Here is a 13,944-nt window from a genome sequence, read left to right as displayed (position 1 = left end):
ATTCACCTCCGTTCCGCCCTCGGCGACGCCGAACATGAACACAGCCCGCGGCGACCAGAGCTGGGGACGCCGTACCGGGACCGACGGCGCACCGACCGACGGCGCGTTCAGGCCGCAGGGAGGCGACAGGTTCGCCGCCAGGCCCGGCAGCTTCGGGCCTGCGGAACTGGAGCCGGGTGGCCGGTTCGGCGGTACTGGTCCGCCCGATGTCACCACCGGCAACCGGCCGGGCGTCGACTCCCCATTCGCGGCCGGACCGGCCAGCAACAACTATGAGATCCCCCGCGGGCCGAGCGCGCCACGATGGCCGAGCCCGTCCGATACCGGACCAACAAGCACCGGCCCCGGCGGTACCGGCCCGATCGGGCTCCAACCGTTCAACGCCGAACCGTTCAACGCCGAACCGTTCAACAGTGGACCGTTCAACACCGGCCCGATCGGAACCGGCCCGATCGAGGTCGAGCCGTTCAACACCGGACCGATCGGCATGGGTCCCGACCTCGAGACGTCGGGGCTCGGGGCTCGCGCCGTCCCGGACACTGCATGGGCCACCCCGACGACGGGTCCCGAGCCCGTTTTCGACCGGACTGCCTCGGCATCCGATGCATACGGCACCGATCGCTCGCACGGTGCCCTGCCCGTGAACAGCGATCTGGCTGACGATCTCGGCCCAGGCCGGAGTCACGACCCGTTGGACGATCCGTCCAACGTCTGGATGAACGAGTCAGAGGAACAGGAACGGGAGCAGGAGGCGGAGCGGGAGACGGACGACGCCGACACAACTCCGATCTTCGACTCGGTCTCGGCCTGGTTCCAACGACGCTCCCCCGCACCGCCGCTCCCGACCCGGCGTGCCGCGCCGCAGTCCCCGCTGCGCCGGCCAGGGCCGACGATCCACCGTGGTCCCGCAATCCAGCGTGGCGACTCACGCCCGCCGGAGTCATCGGGCCGTCCAGGCGGACGCGGTGCCACGATTGCCGGCGGCGACAGCACACGTCCCGCTCCGGCGTCGTCCTTCCCGCCCCCGGGCCACATTCCGGCACCGGCCAGCGGCCAGGACATACCGGCCCCTGACCTACCGGCGCGCGCGGGTGCCGGTAGGGCTGGTCCCCCGGCCTACTCGCCAGGACCGATGTCGAGCCCGGTGGCTGCCGGTGCCGGTGTCAGTACCGGCAATGCCACGACGGCCTCCGCCGGCGCGGACGCAATGTCATGGTCCTCCGCCGGTGACGCCGGTTGGCAGGCTGCCGAGGCGACCCGCCAACCCACTCCCGGCGGGACGACTCGCGCTGGTCTGCCGTTGCGGGTCCCGATGACCAACCTCGTACCGGGCAGCGCCGAACCCGGACCACGACGTCGCCCACCGGAGGCACCCATCCGGTCTCCCGAAGCAGTCGGTGGCCGGCTTGCCAGCTTCTACCAAGGTGTTCGGCAAGGGCGCGACGTCATCAACGACGCCGCCCCCACCCATCGTCGGGACACCCAGGAGGACATGTGACGCCCATGAGCTCAGACGCACAGAACCTCAACTGGTTGATCAACAACTTTGTTGAGAGAGTACCCGGTGTCGCGCATACAGTGGTGGTCTCCGCGGATGGTCTGCTCCTGGCCGTATCGGACGGATTCCCGCGCGACCGTGCGGACCAGTTGGCAGCCGTCGCCTCGGGTCTGGTGAGCCTGACCCAGGGTGCCGCTCGCGTCTTCGAAGCGGGCAACGTGACGCAGACGGTCGTCGAAATGGAGCACGGCTTTCTGTTCATCATGGCTATCAGCGACGGAGCGAGCATGGCGGTCCTTGCGGCACCATCGTGCGACATCGGACTTGTGGGGTATGAGATGGCACTGCTGGTAACCCGGGCCATGGACGTTCTGACGCCGGCGCTAAGGGCCGAGCTGCAGGGGATCCTTCCGCGGTGAACCGGCGGGAGCACAGGGGGTCAGGGTGAGCATCGATCCCGAGAATGCCCCCGGACCGGTTGTCCGCCCGTATGCGATGACCGGTGGTCGGACGCGCTCACGGTACGAACTTGCCATCGAGGCACTTGTCTTCACGACGACTCTCGGTGAAGATCGGGCACTTGACCTTGCCCTAGAGCAACAGACAATTGCCGCCATGTGCCGGCACGTGCGATCGATCGCAGAGATCGCCGCCGGCCTGCGGGTTCCCCTCGGCGTCGCAAGGGTGTTGGTAGGCGACATGGCGGACGAAGGTTACGTCCGGGTACACCAGCAACCGGACCGCGACGAGGCGCCAGATCTCGCGCTGCTCGAAAGGGTTCTCAGTGGCCTTCGAAAACTCTGACCGCCGACGGGTCAACTCGTCCGTCGCCACGACATCAGTCAAGATTGTTGTTGCCGGCGGTTTCGGTGCCGGCAAGACGACCTTCGTGGGTTCGGTATCGGAGATTGTGCCCCTGCGCACCGAGGCTGTGATGACCGAAGCCGGGGCGCACGTCGACGACCTGACCCATCTGGCCGACAAGACGACCACCACGGTCGCCATGGACTTCGGACGGGTCTCCCTGGATGATGACCTGATCCTGTATCTGTTCGGTACGCCGGGACAGTACCGTTTCTGGTTCATGTGGGACGACATCGTCCGCGGCGCGATCGGCGCCATCGTGCTGGCCGACACGCGGCGGCTCGCCGACTGTTTCGCCGCCGTTGACTACTTCGAACAGCGACAGCTGCCTTTCGTCGTCGGCGTGAACTGCTTCGACGGCATCCTGCGGCATTCCATGGACGATGTCAGGGAAGCCCTGCAGATCAACCAGGCCGTACCGATCATCACCTGCGACGCGCGGAACCGTGACTCGACGAAAAGCGCCCTGATCTCGGTGGTCGAGCACACCATGTCCCGAGCGGTGGCGCGGGCCTGAACCCGGGTTCGCGTCCGGTCGAAGGCGACACGAGGCAATACTGGTCGAGTCGCCTTCGACCCGGGGACGCCACGGGTGGGTGCCGTCAAAAAGGTGCCGACCCTGTGCCGCATGGCCGTGGGAAAGGCTGGCCGGACGGCACGGAGCGGTAATCAGGCAGACGGTCAGCCAAACCGACGGCCGGACGGCGCCCGCCCGGTCAGCTGTACTGCTGCACCCTGTCCGACCCCGACACCATGTCACTGTTCGAGTCTTCACCGACGATGACAAGCTTGTAACCCTTGTCCTGCTCCTGGCGCCACTGACCGCCGACCAGAGGTGTCTTCGAGACATTCTTGGGGATGTTCACCAAGCTGCCGAAGGCAATCGGCCCTACGATCGTGTTCATGTGCAGCTTCCCGATGGCGGCCGCAAGCCCCGCCCGATCACCGAGGGAGCCGGCCTGAACGAGCGCCTCGGTGGCGACCTCGTAGAGCCCGTGGACGAAGCCAAGGGTCTGCAGCCACGGTTTGCCGGTCTTCGCGGTGAAGTCGTCCGCGAGTACCTGGGGGGTCGCTCCCGTCAACGAGCTGCGGAAACGGTGAGCGGGCGACCACCAGACCTCGGTGCCGAGGTTGTTCGCATTCGTTCCGAGATCCAGGACTGACGCCGGGAACAGCAACGCCTTCGCCACCGTAATAATCTTCGGTTTGAAGTCCTGCTTCGCGGCCTCGCGCCAGAACAAGGCAAAGTCCGACGCCGGCATCACGCCGGTGAGGATCTCCACTCCCTTGGTCTTGAACTGGGCCACGATGGCGGAGAAATCCGTTGTACCGGCCGGTATGGGGGGTTGGGCGACCAGCGAGTAACCACGCGCGGAAATAGCTTGCGGAAAGGCTCCCGCGAACGCCCTGCCGTCAGGGTCGTCCGGCCACAGTGCGCCGACCTTCTTACTGGTTCCGACCTGCGCCCACATCCCCAGGTACACCTTGATCACATCTTCCAGACCCCAGAAGAAGTGATAGGTCCACTTGAACGGCTTTGCCGGGTCACCACCGCGCCCGAAGAACCACGACTGCCACGGAGCCGCCGTGGAGATGCACGGTACCTCGTTCGCTTCGCACTGGTCCGCAACCGGGTTGACGGTGTCCAGCGTCGACCCGACCAGGACGACGTCCACGCCGTCGATGAAAATCAAGTCACTGGCCGCCTGAGCCGCCCTGGTCTCGTCAGACTGGCTGTCCCGGAAAAAAATGTCGACCGGGTAGGTCCGAGTACCGATGGTCAGTCCACGCCGGTAGAAGGTGCGCATCGAATCGGTGACATACCTGTCTGCGACACCGAACGCGGCCAGCGCCCCGGTTTGCGGGCTCACATAGCCGATGCGGACGGACCTCTGCGCAGTCGATGCGCCGCCGCCGCCGCATGCGGCCAGCGGTAGTGCGGCAGCCGTCATTCCAGCCAGACCCAGCAACTTCCGGCGGTCGAGCGAACCACCGCCCCAACCATCCGGCCGGGCCGCGGCCACCCGACGCGGGCGGGTCGTGGCGTAGCCGCCAGAGTCCGAAAGGCTGCCAGGTCGTACCGGGTCAGCGCCGGTCACACGGTCAGATCCGAGCATGGGACCTGATCCTGCCGCACCCGGGTTGAAACCTGGGCACTGGGTCCCGGTCAACCCACCCACGGGAGATCCAAAGGGGTGTTTTTGTTCCATACATCGTGCATTGTCACCCGATGGTCTGTTGCACGGCCCGGCCAGGTAGGAGCGCCCCCTTGACAGGCTCTAGTTGATCGCGCACCACCGGTTCGTCCCGTCCTCGAATGTGAGGGCACCCACGTCCTTGCCTGCGTCGCCCTGTCGCACGCGATCGAAAAACAGGGCCTTGACGTCCTTGAGTGGACCGCCGGTGAACTGAACGTCGGCAAAGATCTGGGTGTCGGTACTCAGGCTGTTGCGGGTGATCGTGTAGGTACCCTGCTGGGCGTTCCAGATGTACACCCCTCGCCCCATCGGAACCACAAGCTTGTCGGCGACCGCGGTCAGCGGCTTGAGGTCCGCGCTGTCCGCCTGGTAGCAGCGGTAGGCGCCGTCGATCAGCGCCTGGCCCGCCGCGGCATCCGGATTACTCGTCGTCGGCGTCAGCGACCCCCCAGGCCGCGAGGTGGCCGTCCCCGACGTCGGCGCCGTATCTGAATGACCATTCCCGCCGATCAACATGACGTAGGCGCCGATCGCGATGAGTGACACCACGACCGCGACGATCAGCGGGCCCACCCAGCCGTGTCGATAGCGCGCGAAGAACCCCGACGGATAGTCGCCGTGATCGTTCTCCTCGTCACCGTCGGCCTCGAAATCCGCATCAAGATCATAATCGACGTCGTCAATCTGATCAGCATCGAAGCCGGCCGCCCGGTCGCGCCGGGCCGGTGGTTAAGACGGCTGGCGCCGCGCTTCGTGCCGACCGCCGCCCGACCGCTCGACGCCCGGCGGCCCTCCTTCACCCCCGTTCGTGCCATGCCTGAGGTCGCGCCGGTCGACGACGCCCGTCCGGGGGATACTCGAGGTGGCGCCGCGCCGCCACGATCCGCCTTCTTGCGGACCGTGGTGGATGGTTTCCAACCCCCGTCGTCCTCGTCACTTTCCGGCGCTGGCTCCACCCTTAGGGCCTCGGTCATCGCCGCCTCCGCCGACGGTCGGGACGAAAGCGCGGCCGGCGGCGCAACGTGGGACAGCAGGTCGTCGTCCCATGCGGAAACACCGGGCGAAGGGTGCGGCACGCTGGCGAAGCCCGCCTCGCCCGGAGCCCACCCGGAAGGACCGTCCCGGTCCAGCTCAGGTGTTCCAATCGCGTGGGACGCTGACGAGGGCAGAGCCCGCGGCGGCGCGGTCAACGGCGGCGCGGTCAACGGCGGAGCGGTCAACGGCGGAGCGGTCGCGGCAGGCGTGGGCGCCGGGCCCAGCGCTGTCCGCGACGGCGTAAGCGGATCAACGCCCGGTGCGGCAGGACTCCAGTGAGCCGGCGGGAGGATCGCGGCACGGCCGCCGGCATCCCGCCGTCCGCCGGCGGCCGGCGAGGGCCCGCCCGGCGGGGCGTAGACGCGCTCGTCCGGGCCGGTACGACGGGGAACCTGCCGGGTGGGCGGATAGCCGGAGTATCCTACTACCCGGCTTTCGACCCGATTCGCACCGCCGGTGTCGGCGGCCGGACCCACCCCCGCGGGGGCATCGCGGCCATCGGAACCACCGTGGGTGGATCCCGGGTAGCCCGAAGCATGGCGGCTGGCAAGCCCATAACCGTTCGTGCCCTGCGAAGGGCTCTGACTGTTCGACGCGCCATAATCGGTCGAGCCGCTATAGCCGTTCGACGCGCTATGGCCGTTCGAGCCGCCGTAGCCGTTCGAGCCGCCGTAGCCGTTCGCCTGATGATCACCGGCGGAACCGTTCACGCCACCAACGGCCCCGCCTGTCGGCGGACCTCCGGAGCCGCCAGCCCCGTACCCACCGGATCCACGCCCCGCAGGAAAGCCAGCGGGGCCCCCGAACCCTCGGGGCGTCTGCGACCCGGTCGTCGGGTCGCCGGCCAGCCGATCGGCGAGCACGCCGGTGGTGCTTTCCGGCGACCGGTGTGCCGGTGGACTGAACGCGCCCTGACCACCGACGGGGAAGGGCGTCGGCCGGCTGTCGGCCGGCAGCCGGTTACGACCGGCATCGGCGACGCCGACACCATCGGAACGGCCGGGCCCGAAGCCGCGGGGGGTTCCAGGCTGACGCTGACCTGTATCGGGCTCCCAGTCAGCGCTCGGACCCGCAGGCGAGGACTGCGAGGAAGGATCGTCGCCGCGCGCGGATCGCCCGTTGTCAACGTTACCCACCGACAGGTCCCAGCGCCCATTCCGGTGCCCGCTGGGCGCGCCTCGCCCGGGATCGACCGGGGTCCGCGAGCCACCCGTCCACGGAATGTGATTATCTGGAGTCGGCGAGTCCTCAACGGCTGGGTACGTGGCGAACGCTGGTCGATCATGGGTGGAGGAGACATCGAACGGGTCGACCGGTGCCAGAGCCTGGGCCGGTCGCATGAACGAATCCGAGTCGGACCGCCCGCCGTGCTCCCGGGCCGATTGTCGGTCCGTCGGACCGGTGAGCTCCCAGGCTGACGCCCCATCAGGCTGCTGGTAGGACCGGTCGTCAGCCTCGCCGACCCGCTCCACCGCGAAAAAGTCGTCCGTACGCCGCGCTGGGGCCTCAGTTCGCTCGGGTGGCCCGGTCACGGACCCACCCGTATCGCCGGGATCACCGGCCGTCGTCCGCGGACGCCACGTCTTGGCAACACCGTCCCAAACCCACGCGCCATCGTCGCTCAACCAGCGCCCGAAGTCGTCGGTGGGCATGTCCTGCCCCCCAGGTTAAGGGCGTATTTGCCCATGAAACGCGAAAAAACGGATGGACTCAGCATACACCAGCCTTCATCATCCGGCACTCGCACACTGGTCTGCGATCTCACGAACGACCCTGGTCGAGTCGGCGGAATTAACATTGTTGTTGAAGGCGAGATACCGATCCTCCGGGTAGGTGGCTTCCAGCTTCTCCAACGTGCACGTGCAGTATGTCCGCAGTCCCCCGCTGACCTGGACGCACTCATCCAGATAGGCCGCACGCACCGGCTCGGAGTACCGCCGGGGCGATCCCACCGAGGGGCTCGCTGTAACCTTGACAGGTACCTTGATCGCGGTGTTCGTGCCATCCCGCCCAAAAACGAGCCACCCACCCAGCCCGAGCAGAAGCGCCAGAACCGCCGCTCCAGTGAAGAGTGCGGGACGCGGCAGCGATGTCACACCCGGCGGTAACCTGCCGGCGTTCCCGTCGGCCTCGCCGCTCGGCGGGTTGAACCGGGTTGGTCGGGCCCGCGCCGACGAACGTCGCCGACGCCCCTGAGCACGCGCGCCGGCAGGCGGGATGCGGCTTCGGGGGCCGACATCCCCAACACCGTCAGCAGCGGGGTGTTCGTCGCGATCGCGTTCTGCAGGCTCCCATCCGGGGGCCGCCGCCACCTGATCATCCAGGCCGAACCGGACCGGACTCCATGCCATCTCCTGGCCGCCCGGTTGCTGGCCGCCCGGTTGCTGGCCGCCCGGTTGCTGGCCGCCCGGTTGCTGGCCGCCCGGTTGCTGGCCGCCCGGTTGCTGGCCGCCCGGCCCCAGGTCGGTGGGCATGTCAGCCCCGGCGCGAGCATCGGAGTTGCTCAGGATGTCGACGCCGCCCGTGCCCCCTGCAAGCCATGCGCCGACAACCGGGTCCGGCGTCCGGGCGATATCCCAGGATCCCGTGTCGCTGTCGGGCACGCCGGCGACGCTCAGATCGGTGCCGATCTGCCCGTCTCCGCCGAGCGGTGCCCGGCCGCCGGCATCGGCCTGGCCCCCCGCCGCGACGTCGGCGCCCGGCCATGAGCCGGCATCCCACCGACCGACTTGGACGGACTGCGGCCAGGCCGTGCCCGCCATGGGAAGATCGTCGGCCACCGACGAAGCCGTCGGGTCCCGAGGCGTCGCCGGATCGTGATGGAGGGAAACCACGGAAAAGCCGCCGGTGGACTCGACCGCGATGCCGTCTGTGGCAGGGCTGGCAGCATCGACGGCAGCCGTGAATCCTGCCGATCCGGTGGGATGCGGCGCCGACGGCTGCCACGTCTGGGCGGCCTCATCCCAGACGTAGGCGCCGTCATCGCTGACCCAGCGACCGTGCTCGTCGATGCGCATGTGTCATCCTTCGGACCGAAACAGACGCCTTCAGGGTGCCATGCCGCCAGATTGCGGGGTCACCCCGGCATCCGAACCGGACCCGCAATGCCACTCCAACGGTCCGACACGGGACGATCCGGCCGCTGGGGCGCTGGGACGCTGACGCCGACTGAACACCGATTGCACCCGGAAGCTAGCAGAGCGTCGAGGCGACCAACACCTCTGCCTTCTGCAGCTCCTTCACCGTCGCGTACCCGGTGGTCGCCATGGCTGTCCGCAGCGCACCGGCCAGATTCAGCGTGCCGGGGTTCACCGCAGCCGGACCCAACAGGATCTCGCGAAGCGTTCCGATGACCGGCACACGCTCCCAGACGCCACGTGGCAACCGTGAGTGAAGGACATCCATGGACCAGTAACCGCCGCGACCGGGCGCCTCGGCCGCGGCGGCCAGTGGCGTGTCAAGCATCACGGCGTCAGCACCGCAGGCGATGGCCTTGGCCATGTCGCCGCCCGTCCGCATCCCACCGTGGGCGATCACATGGACGTAACGACCACCGGACTCGTCAAGGTAGCGCATCCGTGCTCCGGCCGCGTCGGCGATCGCCGTTGCCATCGGGACCCCGACACCGAGCACCGCACGGGTCGTGTCCGCGCCACCTGGCCCGACACCTACGATCACGCCGGCGGCACCGGTCCGCATCAGATGCAGGGCCGTCGAGAAGGACGCGCATCCTCCCACCAGAACCGGCACGTCAAGTTCGCCGATGAACCGCTTGAGGTTCAACGGCTCGCCCGCCCGCGACTGGTGCTCGGCAGACACTGCCGGCGCGTGGATGACGAGAAGGTCAATGCCGGCCTCGAGGAGGAACGGGTACAGTGCCGCGACCCGTTGGGGACGCAGCGCGGCAGCGGTGACGACGCCCGATTCGCGGATCTCGGCCAGCCGCTTGACGACCAGCTCCGGCCGGATCGGCGCCGCATAGAGTTCGCGCAGCCGCCGGGTCGCCGCATCAGCGTCGAGCGCGGAAATCTCCGCCAGAAGCGAATCGGGCTCCTCGTGCCTGCTCCACACACCCTCGACGTGGACAACGCCGAGACCGCCAAGACCGCCAACGGTCACCGCGCTCGCGGGCGAGGTCACCGCGTCCGCCGGAGCGGTGACGACCGGCAGGTCGAAGCGATAGGCGTCGATCTCCCATGCCAGCGAGACGTCCGCGGGGTCACGGGTCCGCCGCGACGGCACGATACCCAGGGCGTCGAGTCCGAAGGCCACCCGCCCGCTCTTACCGATACCGATCTCGACCTCAGCCACTGTGTCCTCTCACCGGGAACCTGCCGCCGGCAGCCTGCCACCGCAGCCGGGGCCATCGGACGCCGGGTGGCCGCACATGCTGATCACCGCGCGTTGTAGTTCGGTGCCTCGACAGTCATCTGAATGTCATGCGGGTGGCTCTCCTTGAGTCCGGCCGAGGTGATACGCACCAGCCGGGCATCCCGCTGAAGGGCGCCGATCGTGGCGGCACCGGTGTATCCCATAGCCGCGCGTAGCCCTCCGACCAGCTGGTGGGCAACCGCGGCCAACGGCCCCCGGTAGGGGACCTGTCCCTCGACGCCCTGCGGAACAAGCTTGTCATCGGAGAGAACGTCGTCCTGGAAGTAGCGGTCCTTCGAATAGGACCGGGTCGTGCCCCGGCTGCGCATCGCACCCAGGGACCCCATCCCGCGATAGGCCTTGTACTGCTTACCGTTGATGAAGATCAGCTCACCCGGGCTCTCGTCAACCCCGGCCAGAAGACTACCGAGCATCACCGTGTCCGCGCCGACGGCGATCGCCTTGGCGATGTCGCCGGAGTACTGCATCCCGCCGTCACCGATCACCGGGACGGCAGCCTCGCGCACGGCCTGCGCGCACTCATAGATCGCGGTGACCTGCGGGACCCCGACCCCGGCCACCACCCGGGTCGTGCAGATCGAGCCCGGCCCCACCCCCACCTTGATGGCGTCGGCGCCGGCGTCCACCAACGCACGTGCGCCGTCCGCGGTCGCGACATTTCCGGCGACCACATCAAGTGGGCTGCCGTCCAATCTGGTCGGCAGATCGCTCTTGATGCGCCGCACCATGTCCAGCACGGCCCGGGAGTGGCCATGCGCGGTGTCCACCACCAGGAAGTCGACCGCGGCCGCGACAAGCTCCTGCGCACGCTTGTACGCGTCCTCGCCCACCCCGATGGCGGCACCGACGACGAGGCGTCCATCCGAATCCTTGGTTGCCTGCGGATACTGCTCACGCTTGGTGAAATCCTTGACCGTGATCAGTCCGCGCAGACGCCCCTGACCGTCCACCAGGGGCAGTTTCTCAATCTTGTGCCGGCGCAACAGCACCAGCGCGTCGTCCACCGACGCCCCGACCGGCGCCGTGACCAGCGGCATCGGGGTCATCACGGCACGCACCAGCCGGGAATAGTCCCGTTCAAAACGAATATCACGATTCGTGACGATGCCCACCAACTGACCATCCGATTCGGTCACCGGAACCCCGGAAATGCGGTAGCGGGCCATGAGCTCGTTGGCATCCTCGATGGTGGCATCCGGGCCGCAGGTGATAGGTGTTGTGATCATCCCCGACTCGGACCGCTTGACCATGTCGACCTGCTGCGCCTGGTCGTCGATGGAAAGGTTGCGATGCAGGACGCCGACGCCACCCTGCCGCGCCATCGCGATCGCCATCCGTGCCTCGGTGACGGTGTCCATCGCCGAGGACAACAACGGAACGGCCAACCGGATGTGCCGCGACAACCGGGTGGACGTGTCGGCATCCGCCGGCATGATGTCCGATTCCGCCGGCAGCAGCAGCACGTCGTCGAAGGTCAGTCCCAGCATGGCCAGCTTCGCCGACTGCATCGGCCCCGGCTCGGACCCGGCCGGGGAGAGAATGGGACTGTTCATGGCATCTTCCGTTCACACCTCGGCACGGGCTCCAAACTCACATCCTAGGACCCATCACGGCCGCCGGGCGTGCGACAAAAAACCATGATCGCACACCCTTTGGCCAGCAGGACCCATCACGGCCGCCGGGCGTGCGACAAAAAACCATGATCGCCCGAACGGCAAAATCCGTTGAAACAACCGATCTGGTGCCGGATATGTCGCGCTGCGCAACAATCCAGCACCACGGGTCACGAGGCGTGCGCAGGCAAGTCTTCCGAACAGGTCGAAAGGCGCGATCCGAACACCGGCCGACGTCTGGAGTCGCCCATCGGTGCCACTAGCAGGCCGTGTCCGGCGTAGCGTGGTCGGCGTGAGCGACGAGCCTCTCGACCCCTTCGCGGGCGACCCCGAGGATCCGACAGCGGAGCTCGCGCACCTCGACCCGATTGAGGACACCGAGCTGCTGGAGCCCCTATCGCCGCACGAGCGTGAGGAGATACTCGCCGAACTCGGAGACCTCGACGTCTTCCGGACCTTGCTGGAGCCCCGCGGCTACCGCGGCCTCGTCGTTGACTGCGAGGGATGCGCGGAACCCCATTTCTTCGATTGGGATCTGCTCATGGGCAACCTTCGCCACCTTCTTGACGAAGGCCGCACCAGGGTCCACGAGCCCGCGTACGCCCCGGACCCGTCGTCCTATGTCAGCTGGGACTACGCACGCGGCTATGCCGACGGCGTCTACGAGACAAGCGAGGCGTCGGAAGCGGGCTGATCCGGCGAGCGGCGTCGCTCTAACGCTCGAGCGGACTCCCGGTGAGCAGGTCGAGGGCTTCGGGCAGGGATCCCGCGTGACGGACTCGCGCCGGAAGGGTCGCTCGGCGCCAGCCCGAGCCGCCGACGATGATCAAGGTCGACGGCCGGGTTACCGGTAAACCGCTCAACGCCTGCGCATCCGCGGACGTCCGACGCTGCGACCACAGGAAGACCGCTACCGGCCCGGTACGGGCGACCGCAGTCCGCAACGCGGCCACCGGCACCGCCGCACCAAGGATGCGGGCGGTGGCACCCCGCTCGGCCAGACCTGCAGCCAGCGCGCTCAGCGCGAGGCTGTGCTGTTCGGCCGGGGTACACGCAAGCAGCACCGGTCGGGTGTAGGTGTCGAGCGCGCGATCCGCGACCCGGCGGAACACCGCCGCGACACAGTCGCTGAGCAGATGTTCAACGTCCACGGCGTCGCCGCGCTGTTCCCAGCGCCTACCCACGGCGACCAGCACCGGGCAGACGAGCTCCTGCCAGGCTGCGACGACGCCGTCCGTTTCCACGGCGTGGGCCATGATGCGGGTGACCGCCGACGAGTCGAGCGCCATGGCCGCGCGGGCGAGTCCCCGGGCAGCGATACCGGCATCCGCCAGCGGCAGCACCCGGCCGCCTGAACCCCGTGAACCGGCAGGGTCGGCAACCGCCGGCTCATCGGGACCGCCACGATCGTCATCCACCGGGATCGCGGCCCCGAGGCGCTCCCCGGTGGTAGCCGGCAGGTCCGCGTCTCCGCGGTCAGATCCGCCCTCGAAGGGTTCGGGTCCGACACCGTGCGTATGATCATCAGTGATCGCTCGAACCGGGGCCAGCCAACGCGGTTCCGGTAGGTCGTCGACCAGTGTGGTTCTGGCGATCCGGGCCGCTTCGGCGGGCGCGATCCCATCCCGTGTGAGTCGACACATGAACTCCAGACGGGCCAGGTCGTGTGGGCCGTACCTGCGGCGGGTACCGGACACATGGTCGGCCGGACCGAGCCCGTACCGACGGTTCCATGTTCGAAGGGTCGCGGGCGCGACGCCCAGCCGCCGGGCAACCGCCGCGACTGTGTACCGCGGGTTGCGCTCCGCCGGCTCCGGGGAGGGGGTCACAGCGCTCATGGTGGCTCTCGGCGACCGTACCCACAACTTGGCGACTAACCGGCTCCGACCGACCACGCGCCGAGTGATTCTCAGTGTTGAACAACATATGGCGCGGCACTACGGTGTAGCTGCGGCGCCTGCCGCCCATGGTTGAGAGGGGGGCTCAGACCGATGACCGATGTCCGACGACTTCCAGGCCCCGGTGCCGAGAAGTGGGAATGGCAACTTCACGGTGCGTGCCGTGGAGAGAGCACGGAGCTCTTCTTCCACCCGGAAGGTGAGCGAGGCCCGGCCCGCGCGGCCCGCGAGGCCGCCGCAAAGGCCGTCTGCGCAAGGTGTCCCGTGATCCAGGCATGCGCCGAGCATGCGCTGCACGCCCGCGAGCCTTACGGGGTTTGGGGTGGGCTGAGCGAGTCCGAACGAGAAGGCATCCTGACCGGCCGAACGCGTCGCGGCGCGGCTCGGCACAGCCCGTCACGCCCCGGTCTGGCTCCGGCCTGCTGAACCGGCCTGCTGAACCGGCC

The 13,944-nt window shown here is 68.2% G+C and carries 12 protein-coding genes and 1 pseudogene; 7 read left to right on the top strand and 6 right to left on the bottom strand.

The features are described 5' to 3' along the window. The 4 genes and pseudogenes from U9980_RS00440 to U9980_RS00425 all read left to right on the top strand — a co-directional run. A pseudogene (locus tag U9980_RS00440) lies at window positions 1-1,498 on the top strand (hypothetical protein); the annotation flags it as partial. Next, on the top strand, window positions 1,495-1,917 hold the full coding sequence (locus U9980_RS00435; RefSeq protein ID WP_255720431.1) for a roadblock/LC7 domain-containing protein: 423 nt from the start codon (window positions 1,495-1,497) through the stop codon (window positions 1,915-1,917). The pseudogene U9980_RS00440 and the gene U9980_RS00435, both read left to right, overlap by 4 nt. 25 nt (window positions 1,918-1,942) lie before the next feature. Continuing rightward, window positions 1,943-2,302 (top strand): DUF742 domain-containing protein, encoded by a 360-nt coding sequence (locus U9980_RS00430; RefSeq protein WP_322766198.1) that lies wholly within the window; start codon window positions 1,943-1,945, stop codon window positions 2,300-2,302. Beyond that, a complete protein-coding gene (locus U9980_RS00425; RefSeq protein WP_322766197.1) occupies window positions 2,283-2,879 on the top strand; it encodes a GTP-binding protein in 597 nt (198 codons plus the stop codon). Before U9980_RS00430 ends, U9980_RS00425 begins: the two co-directional genes overlap by 20 nt. A gap of 199 nt (window positions 2,880-3,078) precedes the next feature. Here U9980_RS00425 and U9980_RS00420 read toward each other — a convergent pair whose 3' ends face one another. Both U9980_RS00420 and U9980_RS00415 read right to left on the bottom strand, forming a co-directional pair. Continuing rightward, window positions 3,079-4,479, bottom strand: coding sequence for an ABC transporter substrate-binding protein (locus U9980_RS00420; protein ID WP_322747202.1), 1,401 nt, complete (start codon window positions 4,477-4,479; stop codon window positions 3,079-3,081). A 162-nt stretch (window positions 4,480-4,641) separates the two neighbouring features. Then, window positions 4,642-5,133 (bottom strand): hypothetical protein, encoded by a 492-nt coding sequence (locus U9980_RS00415; RefSeq protein ID WP_322766196.1) that lies wholly within the window; start codon window positions 5,131-5,133, stop codon window positions 4,642-4,644. A 45-nt stretch (window positions 5,134-5,178) separates the two neighbouring features. Between U9980_RS00415 and U9980_RS00410 the strand changes: the two genes are divergently transcribed. Beyond that, entirely contained in the window at window positions 5,179-5,874 is a 696-nt protein-coding gene (locus U9980_RS00410) for a hypothetical protein (protein ID WP_322766195.1), read from the top strand. Between the two features lie 1,451 nt (window positions 5,875-7,325). Here U9980_RS00410 and U9980_RS00405 read toward each other — a convergent pair. The 3 genes from U9980_RS00405 to guaB form a co-directional block, all read right to left on the bottom strand. After that, a complete protein-coding gene (locus tag U9980_RS00405) occupies window positions 7,326-8,612 on the bottom strand; it encodes a hypothetical protein (RefSeq protein WP_322766194.1) in 1,287 nt (428 codons plus the stop codon). A 175-nt stretch (window positions 8,613-8,787) separates the two neighbouring features. Then, entirely contained in the window at window positions 8,788-9,906 is a 1,119-nt protein-coding gene (locus tag U9980_RS00400) for a GuaB3 family IMP dehydrogenase-related protein (RefSeq protein WP_322766193.1), read from the bottom strand. An 83-nt stretch (window positions 9,907-9,989) separates the two neighbouring features. Continuing rightward, a complete protein-coding gene (gene guaB / locus U9980_RS00395; RefSeq protein WP_322766192.1) occupies window positions 9,990-11,540 on the bottom strand; it encodes an IMP dehydrogenase in 1,551 nt (516 codons plus the stop codon). Window positions 11,541-11,883: 343 nt separating this feature from the next. Here guaB and U9980_RS00390 point away from each other — a divergent pair, with 343 nt between their 5' ends. Continuing rightward, on the top strand, window positions 11,884-12,294 hold the full coding sequence (locus tag U9980_RS00390; protein WP_322747239.1) for a DUF5319 domain-containing protein: 411 nt from the start codon (window positions 11,884-11,886) through the stop codon (window positions 12,292-12,294). A gap of 19 nt (window positions 12,295-12,313) precedes the next feature. On the opposite strand, the gene U9980_RS00385 is transcribed toward U9980_RS00390, so the two are convergent. Beyond that, the gene (locus U9980_RS00385; protein WP_322747197.1) at window positions 12,314-13,438 is read right to left on the bottom strand and encodes a MerR family transcriptional regulator; all 1,125 of its coding nucleotides are present in this window, start codon (window positions 13,436-13,438) and stop codon (window positions 12,314-12,316) included. Window positions 13,439-13,591: 153 nt separating this feature from the next. Here U9980_RS00385 and U9980_RS00380 point away from each other — a divergent pair, with 153 nt between their 5' ends. Beyond that, window positions 13,592-13,924: a WhiB family transcriptional regulator gene (locus tag U9980_RS00380; protein WP_322747196.1), complete on the top strand. Its 333-nt coding sequence runs from the start codon at window positions 13,592-13,594 to the stop codon at window positions 13,922-13,924. The last annotated feature ends 20 nt before the right edge of the window (window positions 13,925-13,944 follow it).

It is taken from the genome of Protofrankia sp. Cr1 (assembly GCF_963555865.1).
In the GTDB taxonomy this organism is placed as follows: Bacteria; Actinomycetota; Actinomycetes; order Frankiales; family Frankiaceae; genus Protofrankia.
Note: the sequence above shows the minus strand (reverse complement) of the source record. Positions and strands in the feature narration are given on the sequence as shown.